Source organism: Bradyrhizobium icense, assembly GCF_001693385.1.
In the GTDB taxonomy this organism is placed as follows: domain Bacteria; phylum Pseudomonadota; class Alphaproteobacteria; order Rhizobiales; family Xanthobacteraceae; genus Bradyrhizobium; species Bradyrhizobium icense.
On sequence record NZ_CP016428.1, the window covers coordinates 891,823 to 909,305 of the forward strand.

Sequence of the window (17,483 nt, forward strand, 5' to 3'; positions counted from 1 at the left end):
ACGTCAATTGCCCTGATCACCAAGCCAATTTTTGAAGGTTTCATGAGCGCAAAATCTGCGACATCCCGAGCCCACAAGACGTCCCGCAAATCCGCAATGAGCAAGGCAACCGCCGCCCGCAAGACGACGGCAGCCAAATCCAAGACCGGCGAGCTACCGGAATGGAATCTGTCCGATCTCTATTCCGGCATCGACGCCCCCGAAATCGCACGCGATCTGCAAAAGATGGATGCGGACTGCGTTGCGTTCGAGACGGACTACAAGGGCAAGCTGGCGGAAGGCATCGCCGGGGACGATGGCGGAAGTTGGCTCGCAGAGGCGGTCAGGCGCTACGAGGCTATCGATGATCTCGCCGGCCGGCTCGGCTCCTATGCGGGCCTCGTTCATGCCGGCGACAGCGTCGATCCCACGATCTCCAAATTCTATGGCGACGTCTCCGAGCGGCTGACGGCGGCCTCGCTGCATCTCTTGTTCTTCGCGCTCGAACTCAACCGCATCGACGATGCCGTGATCGAGCATGCGATGCAGACGCCGGAGCTCGGGCACTACCGGCCGTGGATCGAGGACCTGCGCAAGGATAAGCCGTATCAGCTCGAAGATCGCGTCGAGCAACTGTTTCACGAAAAATCCCAGAGCGGCTACGCCGCCTGGAACCGGCTGTTCGACCAGACCATCTCCGGCCTGCGCTTCAAGGTCGGGGCCAAGGAGCTCGCGATCGAGCCGACGCTCAATCTGCTGCAGGACCGCACGCCGGAAAAGCGCAAGGCGGCCGCACAGGCGCTGGCCAAGACTTTCAAGGACAACGAGCGGACCTTTGCGCTGATCACGAACACCCTCGCCAAGGACAAAGAGATTTCCGACCGCTGGCGCGGTTTCCAGGACGTTGCGGATTCGCGGCACCTCAATAACCGCGTCGAGCGCGAAGTCGTCGATGCCCTGGTCGGCTCGGTTCGCGCGGCCTATCCACGGCTGTCGCACCGCTATTACAATCTGAAAGCCGGCTGGTTCAAAAAGAAGAAGCTCGCGCATTGGGACCGCAACGCGCCGCTGCCGTTCGCGGCGACCGGCACCATCGCCTGGCCGGAAGCGCAGAAGATGGTGCTGACGGCGTATCGCGGCTTTTCATCCGAGATGGCCGCGATTGCGGAACGTTTCTTCACCGACCGCTGGATTGATGCGCCGGTGCGGCCGGGCAAGGCGCCGGGTGCGTTCTCGCACCCGACCACGCCCTCGGCGCATCCCTACGTCTTGATGAACTACCAGGGCAAGCCGCGCGACGTGATGACGCTGGCGCATGAGCTCGGTCATGGCGTGCACCAGGTGCTGGCCGCGAAGAACGGCGCGCTGATGGCGCCGACGCCGCTGACGCTTGCGGAGACGGCAAGTGTGTTCGGCGAGATGCTGACCTTCAAGCGGCTCCTGTCGCAGACCAAGAACGCGAAACAGCGCCAGGCGCTGCTGGCCGGCAAGGTCGAGGACATGATCAACACCGTGGTGCGGCAGATCGCGTTCTATTCGTTCGAGCGCGCCTTGCACACCGAGCGCAAGAACGGCGAACTGACCGCCGAGCGCATCGGCCAGATCTGGCTCAGCGTGCAGGGTGAAAGCCTCGGGCCGGCCATCGACATCCGTCCGGGCTACGAGAATTTCTGGATGTACATTCCGCACTTCATCCATTCGCCGTTCTACGTTTACGCCTATGCGTTCGGCGATTGCCTGGTGAACTCGCTTTACGCGGTCTACGAAAACGCCACCGAGGGTTTCGCCGAGCGCTATCTCGCCATGCTCGCAGCCGGCGGCACCAAGCATTATTCTGAACTGCTCAAGCCGTTTGGCCTGGATGCCAAGGATCCCAAATTCTGGGACGGTGGGCTTTCGGTCATCGCAGGCATGATCGACGAGCTGGAAGCGATGGGCTGACGGGTTCGGCCGCGCGGGCACGAAACGGAATTGTGATGGGCGCGGACTCAATTTCCGCCGCCGTCGCCCTACATGATGACGGTGACGACAGAAGGGGAGTGCCCCATGATCGACACCCCGACGCGACGCGTTGTACTTGGAGCGGGAGTCTTCGCAGCCGGTTCGCTGCTCATGATCGATGGCAGCATGGCTCAGGCCCCGCTTGCACCCACGCCGGAATGCCACGATGGCGAGGCGGCAACATTGCCGCAAACCGAAGGGCCATTTTTCAAGCCGTCGTCGCCTGAGCGGATCGAACTGCTCGAAGAAGGCATGGCGGGACAGCCGATCGAACTGGTCGGCTTCGTTCTTACCCGCGCCTGCAAACCGGTCGCCGGCGCCTTGCTGGATTTCTGGCAGGCCGACGACAAGGGCCGCTACGACAATTCCGGCTTTCGCCTGCGCGGTCACCAGTTCTCCGATGCGGAAGGGCGCTACCGGTTGCGCAGCGTCGTCCCCGGCGCCTATGTCGGCCGTACACGCCATATCCACGTGAAGGTGCAGCCGCGCGGCGGCCGCGTGCTGACCACCCAGCTCTATTTCCCGGGCGAATCGCTGAACCGCACCGACGGCCTGTTTCGCAAGGAATTGCTTATGCGCACGGCCAAGAACGCCGGCTGGCTCGCTGGGCGTTTCGATTTCGTAGTCGGGTAGGGGCGGCTCGCCTGCGTCCAAGCCTCGTCTGGCGATCAATAGCCGCCCTGGTTCCGGAGGGCGAGCCGGCGAGCGATTGTAAAACATCTGTTGAACGTGGCGCTCATCTGTGTTATACGTTTGGTATAACGGAGATGAGCCATGAACGATCATTCCAAGATTGCGCCCGATGCCCGCGGTCAGTTGATCGGAACGGTTGAGATCAAAAAGATTGGAAATTCCTCGGGAATTATCCTCTCCAAGGATGTGCTCGCGCGGATGAACGTCACCGTCGGCGACAAGCTTTATGCCACGCTGACGCCGGATGGTGGCTTCCGGCTCACCCCTTATGATCCGGATTTTGAGAAGGCGATGGAAATCGCAAGGCGTGGGATGAAGCGCTATCACAACGCGTTGGCCGAACTCGCCAAATGACTGAGCCGTTTTGGCTTACCCGCCAGATGATTGTTGCAATTCACGACGAGCAACTGACGATCCACGGCGGCGCGAGCGGATTGCGCGACGAGGGCATGCTTGAATCTGCACTCGACCGGCCGAAAAACAGATGGGCATACGAGCAGGCTGAGCTGGCCGAATTGGCCGCAGCCTATGCTTTCGGCATCGCGCGCAATCATCCGTTTGTTGATGGCAACAAGCGAACCTCGTTGCTCGCGCTGTATACCTTTCTTGGTGTCAATGGCATCGACTTTATCGTGCCTGAGGCAGAGGCGGCCGCCATCATCCTTTCCCTTGCCGCAGGCGAGGTCAGCGAAGAAAGCCTGGCCCGCTGGATCCGGGATAATTGGCCTTCCGAATGACCCGATAGGCAAGGGGCCGTTGCCCTCCCAGACGCTTTGCGGTAATTGCACGCGAGAAACGCGGATTTTGACTGGGGATACCGATGGCAGACCATAACGAAGTGGCCTACACGACCGCTGACGGCAACGACTATCAGGCCCATGAGCAGACCTATGAAGGGTTCATCATGCTGGTCAAATACGGCACCATTGCCGTCGTAATCATTGTCGCCCTGATGGGCTATTTCCTGACCTGACGCGTCGCTGCCTGCACCGCCGGCCCCGGCGGTGGCCAGAAAATTCGCACGCATGCCGGTTCCGAAACCGGTATCCAACTAAGCGAAAAAGACGCTAGTTTGCTTGCGCGCGCCCGCCGCGCCGGGGAGGCCTCATGAAAATTGCCGTTGCCAAGGAAATCGATCCGTCCGAACCGCGGGTTGCCGCTTCCCCGGACACCGTCAAGAAATTCAAGGCGCTGGGCGCTGAAGTCGCGATCGAACCGGGTGCGGGCATCAAGTCGGGCCTGCCGGATTCCGAATTCACCGCCGTGGGCGCCACCGTCAGCGCGGACGCGTTGAAGGACGCTGACATCATCATCAAGGTGAAACGTCCAGAGGCCTCGGAGCTTTCGCAATACAAGCGCGGCGCGCTGGTGATCGCGATCATGGACCCCTACGGAAATGAGGCGGCGCTGAAGACGATCGCGGACGCCGGCGTCTCGGCATTTGCGATGGAGTTGATGCCGCGCATTACGCGCGCGCAGGTCATGGACGTGCTGTCTTCGCAGGCGAATCTCGCCGGCTATCGTGCGGTAATCGAGGCGGCCGAGTCCTTTGGCCGCGCCTTCCCGATGATGATGACGGCGGCCGGCACCGTGCCGGCGGCAAAGGTGTTCGTGATGGGCGTCGGCGTTGCCGGCCTGCAGGCAATTGCGACCGCGCGCCGGCTTGGTGCCGTCGTCACCGCAACCGACGTGCGGCCGGCGACGAAAGAGCAGGTCGAGTCGCTCGGCGCCAAATTCCTCGCGGTCGAGGACGAAGAGTTCAAGAACGCCCAGACCGCCGGTGGCTACGCCAAGGAAATGTCGAAAGAGTACCAGGCCAAGCAGGCCGTACTCACCGCCGAGCACGTCAAGAAGCAGGACATCGTCATCACCACGGCCCTGATCCCGGGCCGCCCCGCGCCAAGGCTCGTCAGCACCGAGATGGTCAAATCGATGAAGCCGGGTTCGGTGCTGGTCGATCTTGCCGTCGAGCGCGGCGGCAACGTCGAGGGCGCGAAGGCCGGCGAAGTCGTCGATGTCGAAGGCATCAAGATCGTCGGCTACACCAATGTCGCCGGCCGCGTGGCGCAATCGGCATCCGGCCTTTATGCCCGCAACCTGTTTTCGTTCATCGAGACCATGATCGACAAGGCGAACAAAGCGCTCGCGGTCAATTGGGAAGACGAACTGGTGAAAGCCACCGCGCTGACCAAGGATGGCGCCGTCATCCATCCGAACTTCCAGCCGAAAGCCTAAGGAGAGAAGCCATGGAGCATGTCGTCCAAGCCGTCGATCCCTTCGTCTTCCGGCTGTCGATTTTCGTCCTCGCCGTCTTCGTCGGCTACTTCGTAGTCTGGTCGGTGACCCCTGCGCTGCATACGCCGCTGATGTCGGTGACCAACGCGATCTCCTCGGTGATCGTGGTCGGCGCGTTGCTCGCGGTCGGCGTCGGCATGATCTCCAGCGGCTCAGGCTGGGCGCGCGGCTTCGGCTTCATCGCGCTGATCTTCGCCTGCGTGAACATTTTCGGCGGCTTCCTTGTCACCCAGCGCATGCTGGCGATGTACAAGAAGAAGGTGAAGTGAGTGGCGTGCACCTCGTGGTGACAAAGTCAAATGGGGACCTGAGATGAACGCCAATCTGGCAGCAGTTCTTTATCTTGTGGCGGGTGTGCTGTTCATCCTGTCGCTGCGCGGGCTGTCGAGCCCGGCATCGTCCCGCCAGGGCAATCTGTTCGGCATGATCGGCATGGCGATCGCGGTCGCCACCACGCTCGCCAGTCATCCGCCGGCGGACGCTGTCGCCTGGGTGCTGGTCATCCTCGGCATCGCCATCGGCGGGACGATCGGGGCCGTGATCGCGCGGCGCGTGCCGATGACGTCGATGCCGGAACTGGTCGCGGCTTTTCACTCGCTGGTCGGCATGGCCGCGGTGCTGGTCGCGGCCGGCGCCTTCTATGCGCCCGAAGCGTTCGATATCGGCACGCCAGGCGCCATTCACGCTTCCAGCCTGGTCGAAATGTCGCTCGGCGTCGCGATCGGCGCGCTGACCTTCACCGGTTCGGTGATTGCCTTCCTGAAGCTTTCCGCGCGCATGAGCGGTGCGCCGATCATCCTGCCCGGCCGTCACATCATCAACATCGCGCTCGCGCTTGCGCTGGTGTTCTTCATTTTCGGCCTGGTCCGCTCCGGCAGCGCGATCGACTTCTGGCTGATCACCATCATCGCGCTGGTGCTCGGCGTACTCATGATCATCCCGATCGGCGGTGCCGACATGCCGGTCGTGATTTCGATGCTGAATTCCTATTCCGGCTGGGCCGCGGCCGGCATCGGCTTCACGCTCGGCAATTCCGCCCTGATCATCACGGGCGCGCTGGTCGGCTCCTCGGGCGCGATCCTGTCCTACATCATGTGCCACGCGATGAACCGCTCCTTCATTTCGGTCATCCTCGGCGGCTTCGGCGGCGAAACGGCGGCCGCGGGCGGCGGCTCCGGCGAACAGAAGCCCGCCAAGCTCGGCTCGGCCGACGACGCCGCCTTCATCATGAAGAATGCGTCGAAGGTCATCATCGTGCCCGGCTACGGCATGGCCGTAGCGCAGGCGCAGCACGCGCTGCGCGAAATGAGCGACATGCTCAAGAAGGAAGGCGTCGAGGTGAAGTACGCGATTCACCCGGTCGCGGGCCGCATGCCCGGTCACATGAACGTGCTGCTCGCGGAAGCCAACGTGCCCTATGACGAGGTGTTCGAGCTCGAGGACATCAATTCCGAATTCGCCCAGGCCGACATCGCCTTCGTGATCGGCGCCAACGACGTCACCAACCCGGCCGCGGAAGAAGACAAGACCTCGCCGATCTACGGCATGCCGGTGCTGCAGGTCTGGAAAGCCGGCACCGTGATGTTCATCAAGCGCTCGCTGGCATCGGGCTATGCCGGCATCGACAATCCGCTGTTCTATCGCGATAACACCATGATGCTGCTCGGTGACGCCAAGAAGGTCACCGAGAACATCGTCAAGGGGATGTAACGCGATCGCAGGAAGTTCATGACCGGGCTGAAATGGCTGCTGATCATAGTTTCGGCGGGTTATGTCTGTAGTCTGCTGGCGTTGTTCTTCGCGCAGCGTGCCGTGCTGTTTCCTGCCCCGACAGGCGTGCGCACGCCGCCGCAAGCGGCCGGCTTTCCGGAAGCAGAAGAACATGTCCTGACGACAGCCGACGGTGAGAAGGTCATCGTCTGGCATGTTCCGGCCAAGTCGGGGCGTCCGGTCGTCCTCTACTTCCACGGCAATGGCGATTATCTCGCCGGCTTCTTCGGCCGCTTTCGCGGCCTGATCGCCGACGGGATAGGGGTCGTCGCGCTGTCCTATCGTGGCTATGCCGGTTCGAGCGGGCGGCCGAGCGAGCAGGGATTGCTGCAGGACGCCGCGGCGGCCTATGCCTTCACGGCAGCGCGATACAGCCCGGACAAAATCGTTGCGTGGGGATTCTCGCTTGGCACCGGCGTCGCAGTGGCGCTGGCGGGCGAACAGCCGGTCGGAAAGCTGATCCTGGAATCGGCCTATACTTCCATTGTGGACGTCGCCGCGTCGGCATTTTGGTTCGCGCCGGTGCGGCTATTTATGCGCGATCGATTCCACTCCGACCGGCACATCGCCCGGATCAGGGTTCCGCTGCTCATGATGCATGGCGCGCTCGATCCCACGATACCCGTTGCCTTTGGCGAACGGCTGTTCGCGCTGGCGAACGAGCCGAAACGGTTTGTCCGCCTTGCCCGGGGAGGTCATAACGATCTCGACAATTTCGGCGCGATTGAAATCGCGCGGAATTTTATCAACCTTGCGCAGGGATGGTCGCAGCATGGACGGGCATATCTTCCGTCCACGAACCGGGGAACGTGACCGCATGAGCGCACACGGACCGATGCCGCGATCGGCCTGGATATTCCCCACGCTTGCGGTGCTGCTCTTTGCCGTGGCTACCGGGCTCGGAGCAGGCTTTACGCCGTCGGCCGGCGCGTTCGTGTTTGCGGTGCTGCTGCTCGCAATCCTGTTTGGCACCGTGTTCGCAGCCGTGCACCATGCCGAGGTGATTGCCGAGCGGATCGGCGAGCCCTACGGCACGCTGTGCTGACGCTCGCCGTCACCAGACCATCCGGCATCGTGATTATTTCATCAACCAGGCCGAAGGAAAGGCGGCTGACGAATCCCAACTGTCCAACCGGATGCTGGCGCTCAGCGTCGCGCTCCTGCTTGTATCGCTGTTGGCGGTGGTGCTGCTGGCCAAGAAATTTTCGGCGGTCGTCGATGCCGTGACCGCGATGATCGGGGCGCCGCCGGCGTTTGCAGGCATCGTGGTGGCGCTCTTGATTCTGCTGCCGGAGAGCGTTGCCGCTATCGGCGCTGCGCGCAGGAACGACCTGCAGAAAAGTATCAATCTCGCGCTCGGCTCTTCGCTCGCCACGATCGGGCTCACGGTGCCCGCGGTCGCGGTCGCCGCCCATACCCTCGACAAGCAGTTGGTGCTCGGCCTCGATGCCCGCGAAATGGTGCTGCTGGTGCTGACCTTCGTCCTCAGCATGCTCACCTTCGGTACCGGCCGCACCAACATCCTGTTTGGGCTGCTGCACATGGTAGTCTTCGCCGTGTTCCTGTTCCTGGTGTTCGTGCCTTGACCGGATGGACGCGCGTCAGCCGCCGTGCACCGTGCAGAGATGAGGTAGACTAAGGATGGACAAGTCGATCTGCTTGTCTTCGATACGCTTCCAATTTACCTGCTAAAGAAGATAAGATTAATGGTGAAGGGGCGGGCTGGAGGGGCAACATGCTGTCTGGCTCCTAGCCGGCAGCGGGACGACGAGTAGGGATGGGGATGCGGCACCTTGGTCTGGCGGGCTTTCTGTTCGCTTTCTGGCTCGTGCTATCAGGGCATTATACGCCGATGCTCGTGGCAGCCGGCGCCGTCAGTGCGGTGCTGTGCGTCCTCGCCATGATCCGCGGGCGTGTGGCCGATGCCGAAGGGTTCCCGATCGAGCTGTTGTCGGGAGCGGTTACCTATTTCCCGTGGTTGCTTCGCGAAATCGCCAAATCGGCATGGGCAGTCACCAAGATTATCCTGCATCCCAACCTGCCGATCTCGCCCACGATGACGGTCGTTCGAGCCAGCCAAAGGACGAGCACCGGCGTGGCGACCTATGCCAATTCGATCACGCTCACGCCCGGCACGATCACTGTCGGCGTGAACGGCAGCGAGCTCACCGTTCATGCCTTGGTAAGCGAGGGTGCGCTGGATCTCGAAGGTGGCGCGATGGACCGCCGCGTCAGCCAGTTCGAGGGCAGGGCGTGATGTTCGCTGCTGCCGCTGCCGCCATTCTCGCTGCTCTTGCCCTTGCGATCACGCGCGCCATCAAGGGGCCCACCGTGTTCGATCGCGTGCTTGCAGGCAACGCCGTCGGTAACCTTGCGATTGTGCTGCTCGCCGTCGTTGGCTTCCTGACGGGGCGTCCGGAATTCCTCGACGTCGGACTGACTTATGGCCTGCTCAATCTGATAGGCACTCTCGCGGTGCTGAAGTTCTTCCGTCACGGAGATCTCGCTTACGCAGCCGACGAGGAGCAGAGATCATGACGATCGTCGTCGAGATTGCGAGCTGGGGGCTGATCCTCCTCGGTTCGTTCTTCACCCTCGTAGGTGCTTTCGGGCTCGTCCGCATGCCGGAAGTCTTCACCCGCATGCACGCGGCGAGCGTCACCGACACGCTCGGCGTCGGCTTTTTGATCCTCGGCATGTGCTTGCAGGCCGGCTTGGGCCTGGTGACGCTGAAGCTCGTGTTTCTTCTGGCGCTGTTCTTCTTCACCGGCCCGGTGGTGACGCATGCGCTCGCCCAGGCATGCCTGCATCAGGGAATCAATCCGGAGCTGGCGGAAGACCGCCGCAGCGTCGCCCGCCTGCAGTCTGCCGACCCGGATGGGAGGCTGCCATAGAACTGCTGATCAACACGGTGCTCATGACGCTGCTTGCGGTAGTGACGATCGCCATCGTGCGCCAGCGCAGCCTGTTCGGTGTCGTCATTCTCGCCAGCGTCTACAGCTTTCTGATGGCGAGTGTACTGGTCGTGCTCGACGCTGTGGACGTAGCGATGACCGAGGCGTCGGTCGGGGCCGGTGTCTCCACAGTGCTGTTGCTCGCAACCTTGCATTTGATCAAGACAACCGAGATCCGCTCTGTCCGGTCGCATCTCATGCCCTTGGTTATCGCGGTCGGCACCGGCGCGATTCTCGTCTGGGGTACGCTCGTCCTGCCGCCGTTCGGCACCCCCGAAGCGGTAATCCACCAGCACGTCGCGCCGCGCTATGTCGCGGATACGATCAAGGAGACCGGTGTTCCGAACGTCGTGACGTCGGTTCTGGCGGACTACCGCGGCTACGATACGCTCGGCGAGACGACTGTCATCTTCACCGCAGGCATCGGGGTCCTGCTGCTGCTGCACAGGGCACGACGGCGAGGTCGCCCCAATGATGGGGAGACGTCGCGGTGAGCCTCGACCTGATCCTGCGCGTCGGCACCAAGCTGATCCTGCCGTTCATCCTGCTATTCGCGCTCTACGTTCAGTTCCACGGCGACTATGGCCCGGGCGGCGGGTTTCAGGCCGGCGTCATTGCGGCCAGCGCCATCATCCTGCTCTCGATCACTTTCGGCCTCGATGCGGCGCATCGCATCGCGCCGCAGCGGCTGGTGGAGCTTATGGTACCGCTCGGGGTGCTGATCTATGCCGGTACCGGCGCTGCTGGCTTGCTGATGGGCAAGAATTACCTCGATTACTCCGTGCTCGCGCATGATGCAGTCCATGGCCACGAACTCGGTATATTCCTGGTCGAGGCCGGCGTGCTGATCACGGTCGCGGGTACCATGACCGCCCTGTTTTATGCCTTCGCCGAGCGGGGGCGATGATGGAAACACTCGCGGCTGCCCTTAGTCACTACAACTATGTCATCACCATTTTTCTGATGATGATCGGCCTCTACATCGTGGTCGTGCGCGGCAACATGGTGAAGAAGCTTATCGGCCTCTCGATCTTTCAAACCTCGGTGTATCTGCTCTATATCGCGCCCGGAAAGATTATCGGCGGGACCGCTCCCATCATCGACCCGGCATTCAAACTCTACTCGAATCCCCTGCCTCATGTCCTGATCCTGACCGCCATCGTCGTCGGCATGGCCACGCTCGCGCTCGGCCTCGCGCTAGTTGTCCGCATCAACGAGGCCTACGGCACGATCGAGGAGGATGAGATCTTCGAAAGGGACCGCGAGACATGAGCGCGGTCTGGCCGCACCTCCCCATATTGCAGGTGATCATTCCGCTGTTCGGCGCCTTGCTTGCCGGATTTGCGCGTCGCGCCGGCCCAGCCTTCGCGATAGCCCTGGTGGTGAGCTGGCTGATGCCGTTGTGCGCCGGCGCAATGCTGTGGCAGGTCTTGGCGAGCGGCCCGATCTCCTATCACCTCGGCAGTTGGGCGCCGCCCTGGGGCATCGAGTACCGGGTCGATGTCCTCAACGCCTTCGTGCTGGTGCTGGTCTCGATAATCGGGGCCGTGATCATGCCGTTCGCGCGGCGCTCCGTCGCCTTCGAGATCGAGGAGGGGCAGCGGGCCTGGTTCTATTGCATGTATCTGCTGTGCCTCACGGGCCTGCTGGGAATTACGATCACGGGCGACGCCTTCAACGCCTTCGTCTTTCTCGAAATCTCATCGCTATCGACCTATGTGTTGATCGCTCTCGGCCGCGACCGGCGCGCGCTGCTCGCCGCGTTCCAGTACCTGATCATGGGTACGATCGGCGCGACGTTCTACGTCGTCGGCGTTGGCTTGCTCTATCTGGTGACCGGCAGCCTCAACATGGTCGATATTGCCGCACGCCTCGGGCCCACCTGGGCCGACAACTCGCGCGCGATCATAGCAGCGCTGGCCTTCGTGACGGTGGGCGTCAGCCTCAAGCTCGCTTTGTTCCCGCTTCACGTCTGGCTGCCGAACGCCTATGCCTATGCACCGTCGTGGGCAACCGCCTTCCTCTCGGCCACCGCGACCAAGGTCGCGATCTATCTCCTGGTGCGCTTTCTTTTCTCGATCTTCGGCGTGGCCATAGACCTTCGCGGTCTGCCGGTCGCCGCGATCATCGTCGCACTGTCGCTCGCCGCGATGTTCGTCGCTTCCCTGATCGCGGTGTTCCAATCCAACGTGAGCCGCATGCTCGCCTATTCCTCCGTCGCTCAGATCGGCTACATCACGCTCGGCATCGGCTTCGTCAATCTGGCCGGGCTCACCGGCGGGTTGGTACATATCGTCAATCACGCCTTGATGAAGGCGGCCCTGTTCCTCGCGGTCGGAGCGATCTTCTTCCGCGTCCGCACCGTACGGCTTTCGGAGCTTGCCGGCATCGGCCGCAAGATGCCGATCACCATGGCGGCTTTCACGGTGGCGTGCTTCGGCCTCGTCGGCACGCCTGGTACCTCGGGCTTCATATCCAAATGGTACCTGGCACTTGGCGCACTCGAAAAAGGTTGGTGGATCGTGGTCTTCCTGATCGTGGGAAGTTCGCTGATCGCGTTGGTCTATGTCGGCCGTGTGCTCGAACTAGCCTGGCTGCGTGAGCCCTCGAAGGCGATCGCAGATGCCAGCGACCCGCCGCTGTCCATGCTGCTGCCGCTCATGCTGCTGGCAGCCGCTACGATTTATTTCGGTTTCGATACCGAATGGACCGCGGGAATTGCCAGTATGGCTGCCAAGGACTTGCTGGGAGGGCTGCGATGACCGCAGCTCTTTCTTCCCAAGGCATTCTCCCCTTGGCCCTGCTGGCGCCGTTTGTCGGTGCGCTGATCCTTCCGCTGGTTCACAAGATGCCGAACCTGCGTGAGGCGGTGACGCTCGTCACTGCAGCGGCGCTGTGCCTCCTCGTTGTGTGCCTGCTGGGGCCGGTACTGGACGGCGCACGGCCAGAACTGACTGTTATCGACGTCATCCCGGGGCTCACGGTCGCGTTCAAGGTCGAACCGCTCGGTATGCTGTTCGCGCTCATCGCCTCCTCGCTGTGGTTCGTCAACTCGGTCTATTCGATCGGCTACATGCGCGCCAACGACGAGCCACGCCAGACTACTTTCTATGTCTGTTTCGCCGTAGCGCTCGGCAGCACGATCGGGATTGCGTTCGCCAAGAACCTGTTCACGCTGTTTCTGTTTTATGAAGCGCTGACGCTCTCGACCTATCCGCTGGTCATCCACAGGCGGAATGAGGAAGCCGTTCGCGCCGGCCGGACTTATCTGGTGCTCCTGCTCGGCACATCGCTCCTGCTGTTTCTGCCGGCGATCATCGCCACCTGGGTTCTCGCCGGGACGCTCGATTTCAGGCCCGGCGGCATTCTCCCGGCTGGGCTCAGTGCGCCCATCATCGCCGCTCTGCTCGCGCTCTACGTCTTCGGCATCGGCAAGGCGGCGGTAATGCCGCTGCATCGCTGGTTGCCAGCGGCTATGGTGGCGCCGACGCCGGTCAGCGCGTTGCTGCATGCGGTAGCCGTGGTCAAGGCGGGCGTGTTCTCCATCCTGAAAGTGGCGGTGCTGGTTTTCGGCGTCGACACGCTCGGCGCCGCAGGGCAATCCGCCTGGCTTACGGTCGTCGCGGGAACGACCATCCTGGTCGCTTCCATCATCGCTCTGAAACAGGACAATCTCAAACGCCGGCTTGCCTATTCGACCATCTCGCAATTGTCTTATGTCGTGCTTGGCGTTGCCATCCTGGCGCCGATCTCGGTTGCGGGTGCGGCGATGCACATTGCCGCGCACGCCTTCAGCAAAATCACCTTGTTCTTCGCGGCCGGATCGATCTATACTGCGGCGCATCTGACCGAGGTGAGCCAGCTCGACGGCATCGGTCGCCGCATGCCCTGGACGATGGGGGCGTTCACAATCGGCGCGCTCGGAATGATCGGCGTTCCCCCCACGGCCGGCTTTCTCGGCAAATGGTTCATCCTTACCGGGGCGATGCAGACCGCCAACTGGCTGGCGGTCGCCGTCATTTTCGTCAGCACGATCCTCAATGCAGGGTATTTCCTGCCCATCGTCTACCGAGCATTCTTCTGCGAGCCCGTGGGCGGGCACGACAAGTCGGGCGAGGCGCCTTGGCCGATCGTGGTCGCGCTCACGGCGACGGCAATCGGAACGATATTGATGTTCTTGTTTCCCGATATCCCCTTTGCGTTGGCGAAACTATTGAGCGGGCGGTGATGGCATGAATGATCATTGGCTGGTGCGCCAAAGCACGATCAGGCTGCTCTGGATTGTTTTCGCCGTCGTACTGGCAGCGACGGTGTTGATGGACCTCGTGATCGAGCACCATCCCTATTTCGGGCTCGACGGGACATTCGGCTTCGGCGCGTGGTTCGGGTTCGTGAGCTGCGTCGCGATGATCGTGTTCGCCAAGGCGCTTGGCGCCATCCTGAAGCGATCGGATACGTACTATGACAGCTAGTGTCGTGATCCCGCCGGCCGTCGGGCTGATTCTCGGCGGCCTGATTTTGCCGATGCTGCAGGTCAGGTTGCGCTGGCTCGCGGTTCTGGTCCTGCCGCTGGTTACGCTGTTGCTGGTTTGGCAAGTGCCCGACGGCGTGTCGCTCAGGGCTTCTTTCCTTGGATACGAACTCGCGCTGGTCAAAGGCGATGCACTTTCCCGTTTGTTCGCAACCGTGTTCGCCGTCATGGCGTTCGCCGGCGGCCTGTTTGCGCTCAACCAGAACCGGGTGGTCGAGCTTGCCGCGGCCTTCTGCTACGCCGGCAGCGCCATCGGCGTCGTGTTCGCCGGCGATTTGCTCACGGTCTTCATCTTCTGGGAGCTGATGGCGATTGCCTCCACGCTGGTGGTGTGGAGCGCGGGGCCTCAGGCGCGCGGGGCGGGATTGCGATATGCCGCGATCCATCTCCTCGGCGGCGTTCTGCTGATGGCCGGCGTCGCCGGCGAGATCGCCGCGAACGGTTCGGCCGGCTTCAGCAAAATGGCTCTCGACACGCTGCCGCGCTGGCTGATGCTGGCGGGCTTTCTCGTCAACGCCGGCGCGCCACCGCTTTCCGCCTGGCTGCCGGACGCCTACCCCGAAAGCTCGTGGAGCGGCATGGTCTTCCTGTCGGCGTTTACGACCAAGACCGCGGTCTACGTCCTGCTGCGCGGCTTTCCGGGCACCGAGCTGCTGATCTATGTCGGGCTGTTTATGGTGTTCTACGGGATCGTCTACGCGATTCTCGAAAACGACATGCGCCGCATCCTGGCCTACAGCATCATCAACCAGGTCGGATTCATGGTGACGGGCATCGGCATCGGTACCGAAATGGCGCTCAACGGCGCCGCAGCCCACGCCTTCACCCACATCATCTACAAGGCGCTGCTCTTGATGTCGGCAGGCTCGGTTCTCTACATGACCGACAAGCGCAAATGCACGGATCTCGGCGGACTGTTCCGGACCATGCCAATTACGACCGTCTGCGGAATCGTCGGCGCGCTATCGATCTCCTCGTTCCCGCTGACGTCCGGATTCGTGTCGAAATCGATGATCTCGGAAGCCGCTGGCATGCAACATCTCGCATCGGTGTGGTACCTGCTCGCCGCCGCCTCGGCGGGCGTTTTCCTGCACGCCGGCATCAAGTTTCCCTGGTTCGTCTTCTTTCAGAAGGATTCCGGCCTGCGGCCGGACGATCCGCCGTGGAACATGCGGGCCGCGATGATCTTCTTCGCCGTTCTCTGCATCGGGATTGGCGTGGTCCCGGGGCCGCTTTATGCGCTGCTGCCCTACAAGGTCGATTTCGTTCCGTACACGGCGAGCCATGTGGTTTTCTATCTGCAATTGCTGCTGTTCTCCGGACTTGCGTTCTTTCTGATGCTCGGCTGGCTCAAGCGCACGCTGACGATCACACTCGATCTGGACTGGCTCTACCGGCGGTTTGGGCCCGCGCTGGCGCAGCACCTCGATCGCGCGGCAACGGGCGCATGGAATGGCTGCGTCAATGTCGCGATGCATGGCGCCCGCGGAATTCCTGAAGGCATCCAGCAATATCTCGGCCCCGAAGGCATTCTCGCCCGCAATTGGTCCACCGGCGCGATGGCGTTCTGGATGACCATCATGCTGGCCGCCTTTTTGGTCCTGTCCTATCTGTGATCGCGAAGGAGACGCCCATGCTCGCCGCCAAGTCCGATGTCCAGGTCGACACCCCCGAAGTCCGCGTCACCGAGTGGCGGCTGGCGCCGGGCAGCGCCACCGGCCATCACACCCACGAAATGGATTACGTGATCGTGCCGGTGACCTCAGGCGAGATGACCATCGTCGCGCCGGACGGCGAGCGCACCAAGGCGCAGCTCGCCTCCGGCAAATCCTATTTTCGAAAGGCCGGCGTCCAGCACGATGTGCTGAACGAGACCGCAAGCGAGATCGTGTTCCTGGAGGTCGAGCTGAAGCCCTGACCCATCCATCTCGGCTTCCAGGTTGGCTTCACCGGGCAGCAACGACGCATGCTGCGCTGCGCCCTGGCGAAGCGGGCAGTTTCGATCGAACCAAGCCGGTTTCGTTTGGCCTGCACGGGAACTGCTGAATTGCCACCGATCTGTCGCACTTGATCCCTCAATGTGCCTCAAAGTTCCGGCAATTGGAGGGCCGCGGGGAGTGGCCGGAATGCTGAATTACCTGAAGAAATTTGCGGTGGACATCTTCCCCTCGGTGGCCGCGACGGTCATCGGGGCGTACATCGTCAACCACTACATCGTGACCAGGCCAAGCGCGGACGCTCCTGCCGCGGCGGCCGCGGCCACCAATCCCGGAAAGGCTGAAGCCAAATCCGACGCCAAGTCGACCGAGACCATGGCCAGCGTCAGCAACCTTCCGGCCGCGGGCGTCAAGGCTAGGGGTATCTCCGAGAAGGCCATCATGGAGAAAACCGCTGCCGAACGGTCGGCGGTGGTCGAAAAGGCCCAGGAGAAGGCCGAAGCGAAGGCCGAAGCGAAGGCGGACTCCAAACCCGATACCAAGTCCTCCGATGCCAAACCTTCCGATGCCAAATCTTCCGATGCCAAGGCCTCCGATTCCAAGTCTGATGTGAAATCGGCCGAAAGCCCGGCCGACGCTACGAGCAATCCTGCCGACCAGCGCCGTCATGCAGCGCTATCCCGCGAAAAGGAAAAGATCAGGGTGGTGCTGCCATCGCCCGTGCAGCCCGTGAATTCTTCGCCGGCTCCAGTTGCGGCGGCTGCACCCGCTGTTCCCGTCGAGACGGCGGTAGCGCCCGATGAACGGCGCGATGCCAACGATCTGGCGCGCGCCGCGATCGAGCGCCTGCGCGCCAACGGCGAAGCATCGCCGCGCGCCTCCGAGACGGCCCGCGCACCTGAAGCGCCAAAGGAAGCCCCAAGGGAAGCGGCGAGGGTTGCGAATGCGCCCGCGATCGCAAATGCACCCGCGCTTCGTCCGCTGCCGCCGCCGATCATGGTCTCGGGCTCACCCGCTGGCGAACCCTTTGGTCAGGGTTCGTCGCAGCAGACACGGCCGCCTTATGCCGAGACCGTCGACCCGAACCGCCCAGTTCCGCCCGCCGATATTCCGGTCTCGCGCCCGCTCGATCTGCGTGCCGATGGTGCAGAACCTTCCGTGCGTGAACGCGCCACGGCGGCTGCCGAAGATGCGTTGTCGACCGCGAAGTCGATCTTCCACGCGGTGCTGCCGAAGTAATCTGCGAATCTGCGACAGAGGCATGCCCTCGGACTTGGTCCGGGGCGGCCTTCCGCCTGGCGCAAGGAAAGCGCATCAAGCTGC

21 protein-coding genes and 1 pseudogene are annotated in these 17,483 nt (G+C 62.5%); all 22 read left to right on the forward strand.

The annotated features are described in order from the left end of the window. Nucleotides 1-42: 42 nt before the first annotated feature. The 22 genes and pseudogenes from LMTR13_RS04230 (at nt 43) to LMTR13_RS04335 (ending at nt 17,399) form a co-directional block, all read left to right on the forward strand. Nucleotides 43-1,920: a M3 family oligoendopeptidase gene (locus tag LMTR13_RS04230; protein ID WP_065726806.1), complete on the forward strand. Its 1,878-nt coding sequence runs from the start codon at nt 43-45 to the stop codon at nt 1,918-1,920. A 105-nt stretch (nt 1,921-2,025) separates the two neighbouring features. Then, nucleotides 2,026-2,613, forward strand: a complete 588-nt coding sequence (locus tag LMTR13_RS04235) for a dioxygenase family protein (RefSeq protein ID WP_197520998.1) — start codon at nt 2,026-2,028, stop codon at nt 2,611-2,613. A 141-nt stretch (nt 2,614-2,754) separates the two neighbouring features. After that, nucleotides 2,755-3,027 (forward strand): AbrB/MazE/SpoVT family DNA-binding domain-containing protein, encoded by a 273-nt coding sequence (locus LMTR13_RS04240; protein ID WP_065726807.1) that lies wholly within the window; start codon nt 2,755-2,757, stop codon nt 3,025-3,027. Continuing rightward, a complete protein-coding gene (locus LMTR13_RS04245; protein WP_065726808.1) occupies nt 3,024-3,410 on the forward strand; it encodes a type II toxin-antitoxin system death-on-curing family toxin in 387 nt (128 codons plus the stop codon). Before LMTR13_RS04240 ends, LMTR13_RS04245 begins: the two co-directional genes overlap by 4 nt. 83 nt (nt 3,411-3,493) lie before the next feature. Beyond that, nucleotides 3,494-3,646, forward strand: coding sequence for an aa3-type cytochrome c oxidase subunit IV (locus LMTR13_RS04250; protein ID WP_057847315.1), 153 nt, complete (start codon nt 3,494-3,496; stop codon nt 3,644-3,646). Between the two features lie 134 nt (nt 3,647-3,780). Continuing rightward, complete coding sequence (locus LMTR13_RS04255) at nt 3,781-4,908, forward strand: Re/Si-specific NAD(P)(+) transhydrogenase subunit alpha (RefSeq protein WP_065726809.1); 1,128 nt, start codon at nt 3,781-3,783, stop codon at nt 4,906-4,908. Nucleotides 4,909-4,919: 11 nt separating this feature from the next. Beyond that, on the forward strand, nt 4,920-5,237 hold the full coding sequence (locus LMTR13_RS04260; RefSeq protein WP_065726810.1) for a proton-translocating transhydrogenase family protein: 318 nt from the start codon (nt 4,920-4,922) through the stop codon (nt 5,235-5,237). A gap of 43 nt (nt 5,238-5,280) precedes the next feature. Continuing rightward, nucleotides 5,281-6,678: an NAD(P)(+) transhydrogenase (Re/Si-specific) subunit beta gene (locus LMTR13_RS04265; protein ID WP_065726811.1), complete on the forward strand. Its 1,398-nt coding sequence runs from the start codon at nt 5,281-5,283 to the stop codon at nt 6,676-6,678. An 18-nt stretch (nt 6,679-6,696) separates the two neighbouring features. Then, entirely contained in the window at nt 6,697-7,551 is an 855-nt protein-coding gene (locus tag LMTR13_RS04270) for an alpha/beta hydrolase (RefSeq protein WP_065726812.1), read from the forward strand. 4 nt (nt 7,552-7,555) lie between these two features. Next, nucleotides 7,556-8,324: pseudogene (locus LMTR13_RS04275) on the forward strand (calcium:cation antiporter). Nucleotides 8,325-8,515: 191 nt separating this feature from the next. Continuing rightward, nucleotides 8,516-8,995 carry a Na+/H+ antiporter subunit E gene (locus LMTR13_RS04280; protein WP_083218688.1) on the forward strand — a complete coding sequence of 160 codons (480 nt, stop codon included), beginning with the start codon at nt 8,516-8,518 and terminating at the stop codon, nt 8,993-8,995. Next, nucleotides 8,995-9,276 carry an MrpF/PhaF family protein gene (locus tag LMTR13_RS04285; protein ID WP_065726814.1) on the forward strand — a complete coding sequence of 94 codons (282 nt, stop codon included), beginning with the start codon at nt 8,995-8,997 and terminating at the stop codon, nt 9,274-9,276. Before LMTR13_RS04280 ends, LMTR13_RS04285 begins: the two co-directional genes overlap by 1 nt. Next, nucleotides 9,273-9,632 (forward strand): monovalent cation/H(+) antiporter subunit G, encoded by a 360-nt coding sequence (gene mnhG, locus LMTR13_RS04290; protein ID WP_065726815.1) that lies wholly within the window; start codon nt 9,273-9,275, stop codon nt 9,630-9,632. The genes LMTR13_RS04285 and mnhG overlap by 4 nt, the downstream gene beginning before the upstream one ends. 23 nt (nt 9,633-9,655) lie before the next feature. After that, nucleotides 9,656-10,186, forward strand: coding sequence for a DUF4040 domain-containing protein (locus tag LMTR13_RS04295; protein ID WP_065726816.1), 531 nt, complete (start codon nt 9,656-9,658; stop codon nt 10,184-10,186). Then, nucleotides 10,183-10,599, forward strand: coding sequence for a Na(+)/H(+) antiporter subunit B (locus LMTR13_RS04300; protein ID WP_065726817.1), 417 nt, complete (start codon nt 10,183-10,185; stop codon nt 10,597-10,599). Before LMTR13_RS04295 ends, LMTR13_RS04300 begins: the two co-directional genes overlap by 4 nt. Then, a complete protein-coding gene (locus LMTR13_RS04305) occupies nt 10,596-10,964 on the forward strand; it encodes a cation:proton antiporter subunit C (RefSeq protein WP_065726818.1) in 369 nt (122 codons plus the stop codon). The genes LMTR13_RS04300 and LMTR13_RS04305 overlap by 4 nt, the downstream gene beginning before the upstream one ends. Then, the gene (locus LMTR13_RS04310; protein ID WP_065726819.1) at nt 10,961-12,454 is read left to right on the forward strand and encodes a monovalent cation/H+ antiporter subunit D family protein; all 1,494 of its coding nucleotides are present in this window, start codon (nt 10,961-10,963) and stop codon (nt 12,452-12,454) included. The genes LMTR13_RS04305 and LMTR13_RS04310 overlap by 4 nt, the downstream gene beginning before the upstream one ends. Further along, the gene (locus LMTR13_RS04315) at nt 12,451-13,920 is read left to right on the forward strand and encodes a monovalent cation/H+ antiporter subunit D family protein (RefSeq protein WP_065726820.1); all 1,470 of its coding nucleotides are present in this window, start codon (nt 12,451-12,453) and stop codon (nt 13,918-13,920) included. The genes LMTR13_RS04310 and LMTR13_RS04315 overlap by 4 nt, the downstream gene beginning before the upstream one ends. Before the next feature lie 4 nt (nt 13,921-13,924). Further along, the gene (locus LMTR13_RS04320; protein WP_065726821.1) at nt 13,925-14,164 is read left to right on the forward strand and encodes a hypothetical protein; all 240 of its coding nucleotides are present in this window, start codon (nt 13,925-13,927) and stop codon (nt 14,162-14,164) included. Continuing rightward, nucleotides 14,154-15,839, forward strand: coding sequence for a Na(+)/H(+) antiporter subunit D (locus tag LMTR13_RS04325; RefSeq protein ID WP_065726822.1), 1,686 nt, complete (start codon nt 14,154-14,156; stop codon nt 15,837-15,839). The genes LMTR13_RS04320 and LMTR13_RS04325 overlap by 11 nt, the downstream gene beginning before the upstream one ends. Before the next feature lie 17 nt (nt 15,840-15,856). Then, nucleotides 15,857-16,141 (forward strand): cupin domain-containing protein, encoded by a 285-nt coding sequence (locus LMTR13_RS04330; RefSeq protein WP_065732416.1) that lies wholly within the window; start codon nt 15,857-15,859, stop codon nt 16,139-16,141. A gap of 208 nt (nt 16,142-16,349) precedes the next feature. Next, complete coding sequence (locus LMTR13_RS04335; RefSeq protein ID WP_065726823.1) at nt 16,350-17,399, forward strand: hypothetical protein; 1,050 nt, start codon at nt 16,350-16,352, stop codon at nt 17,397-17,399. Nucleotides 17,400-17,483 lie beyond the last annotated feature (84 nt).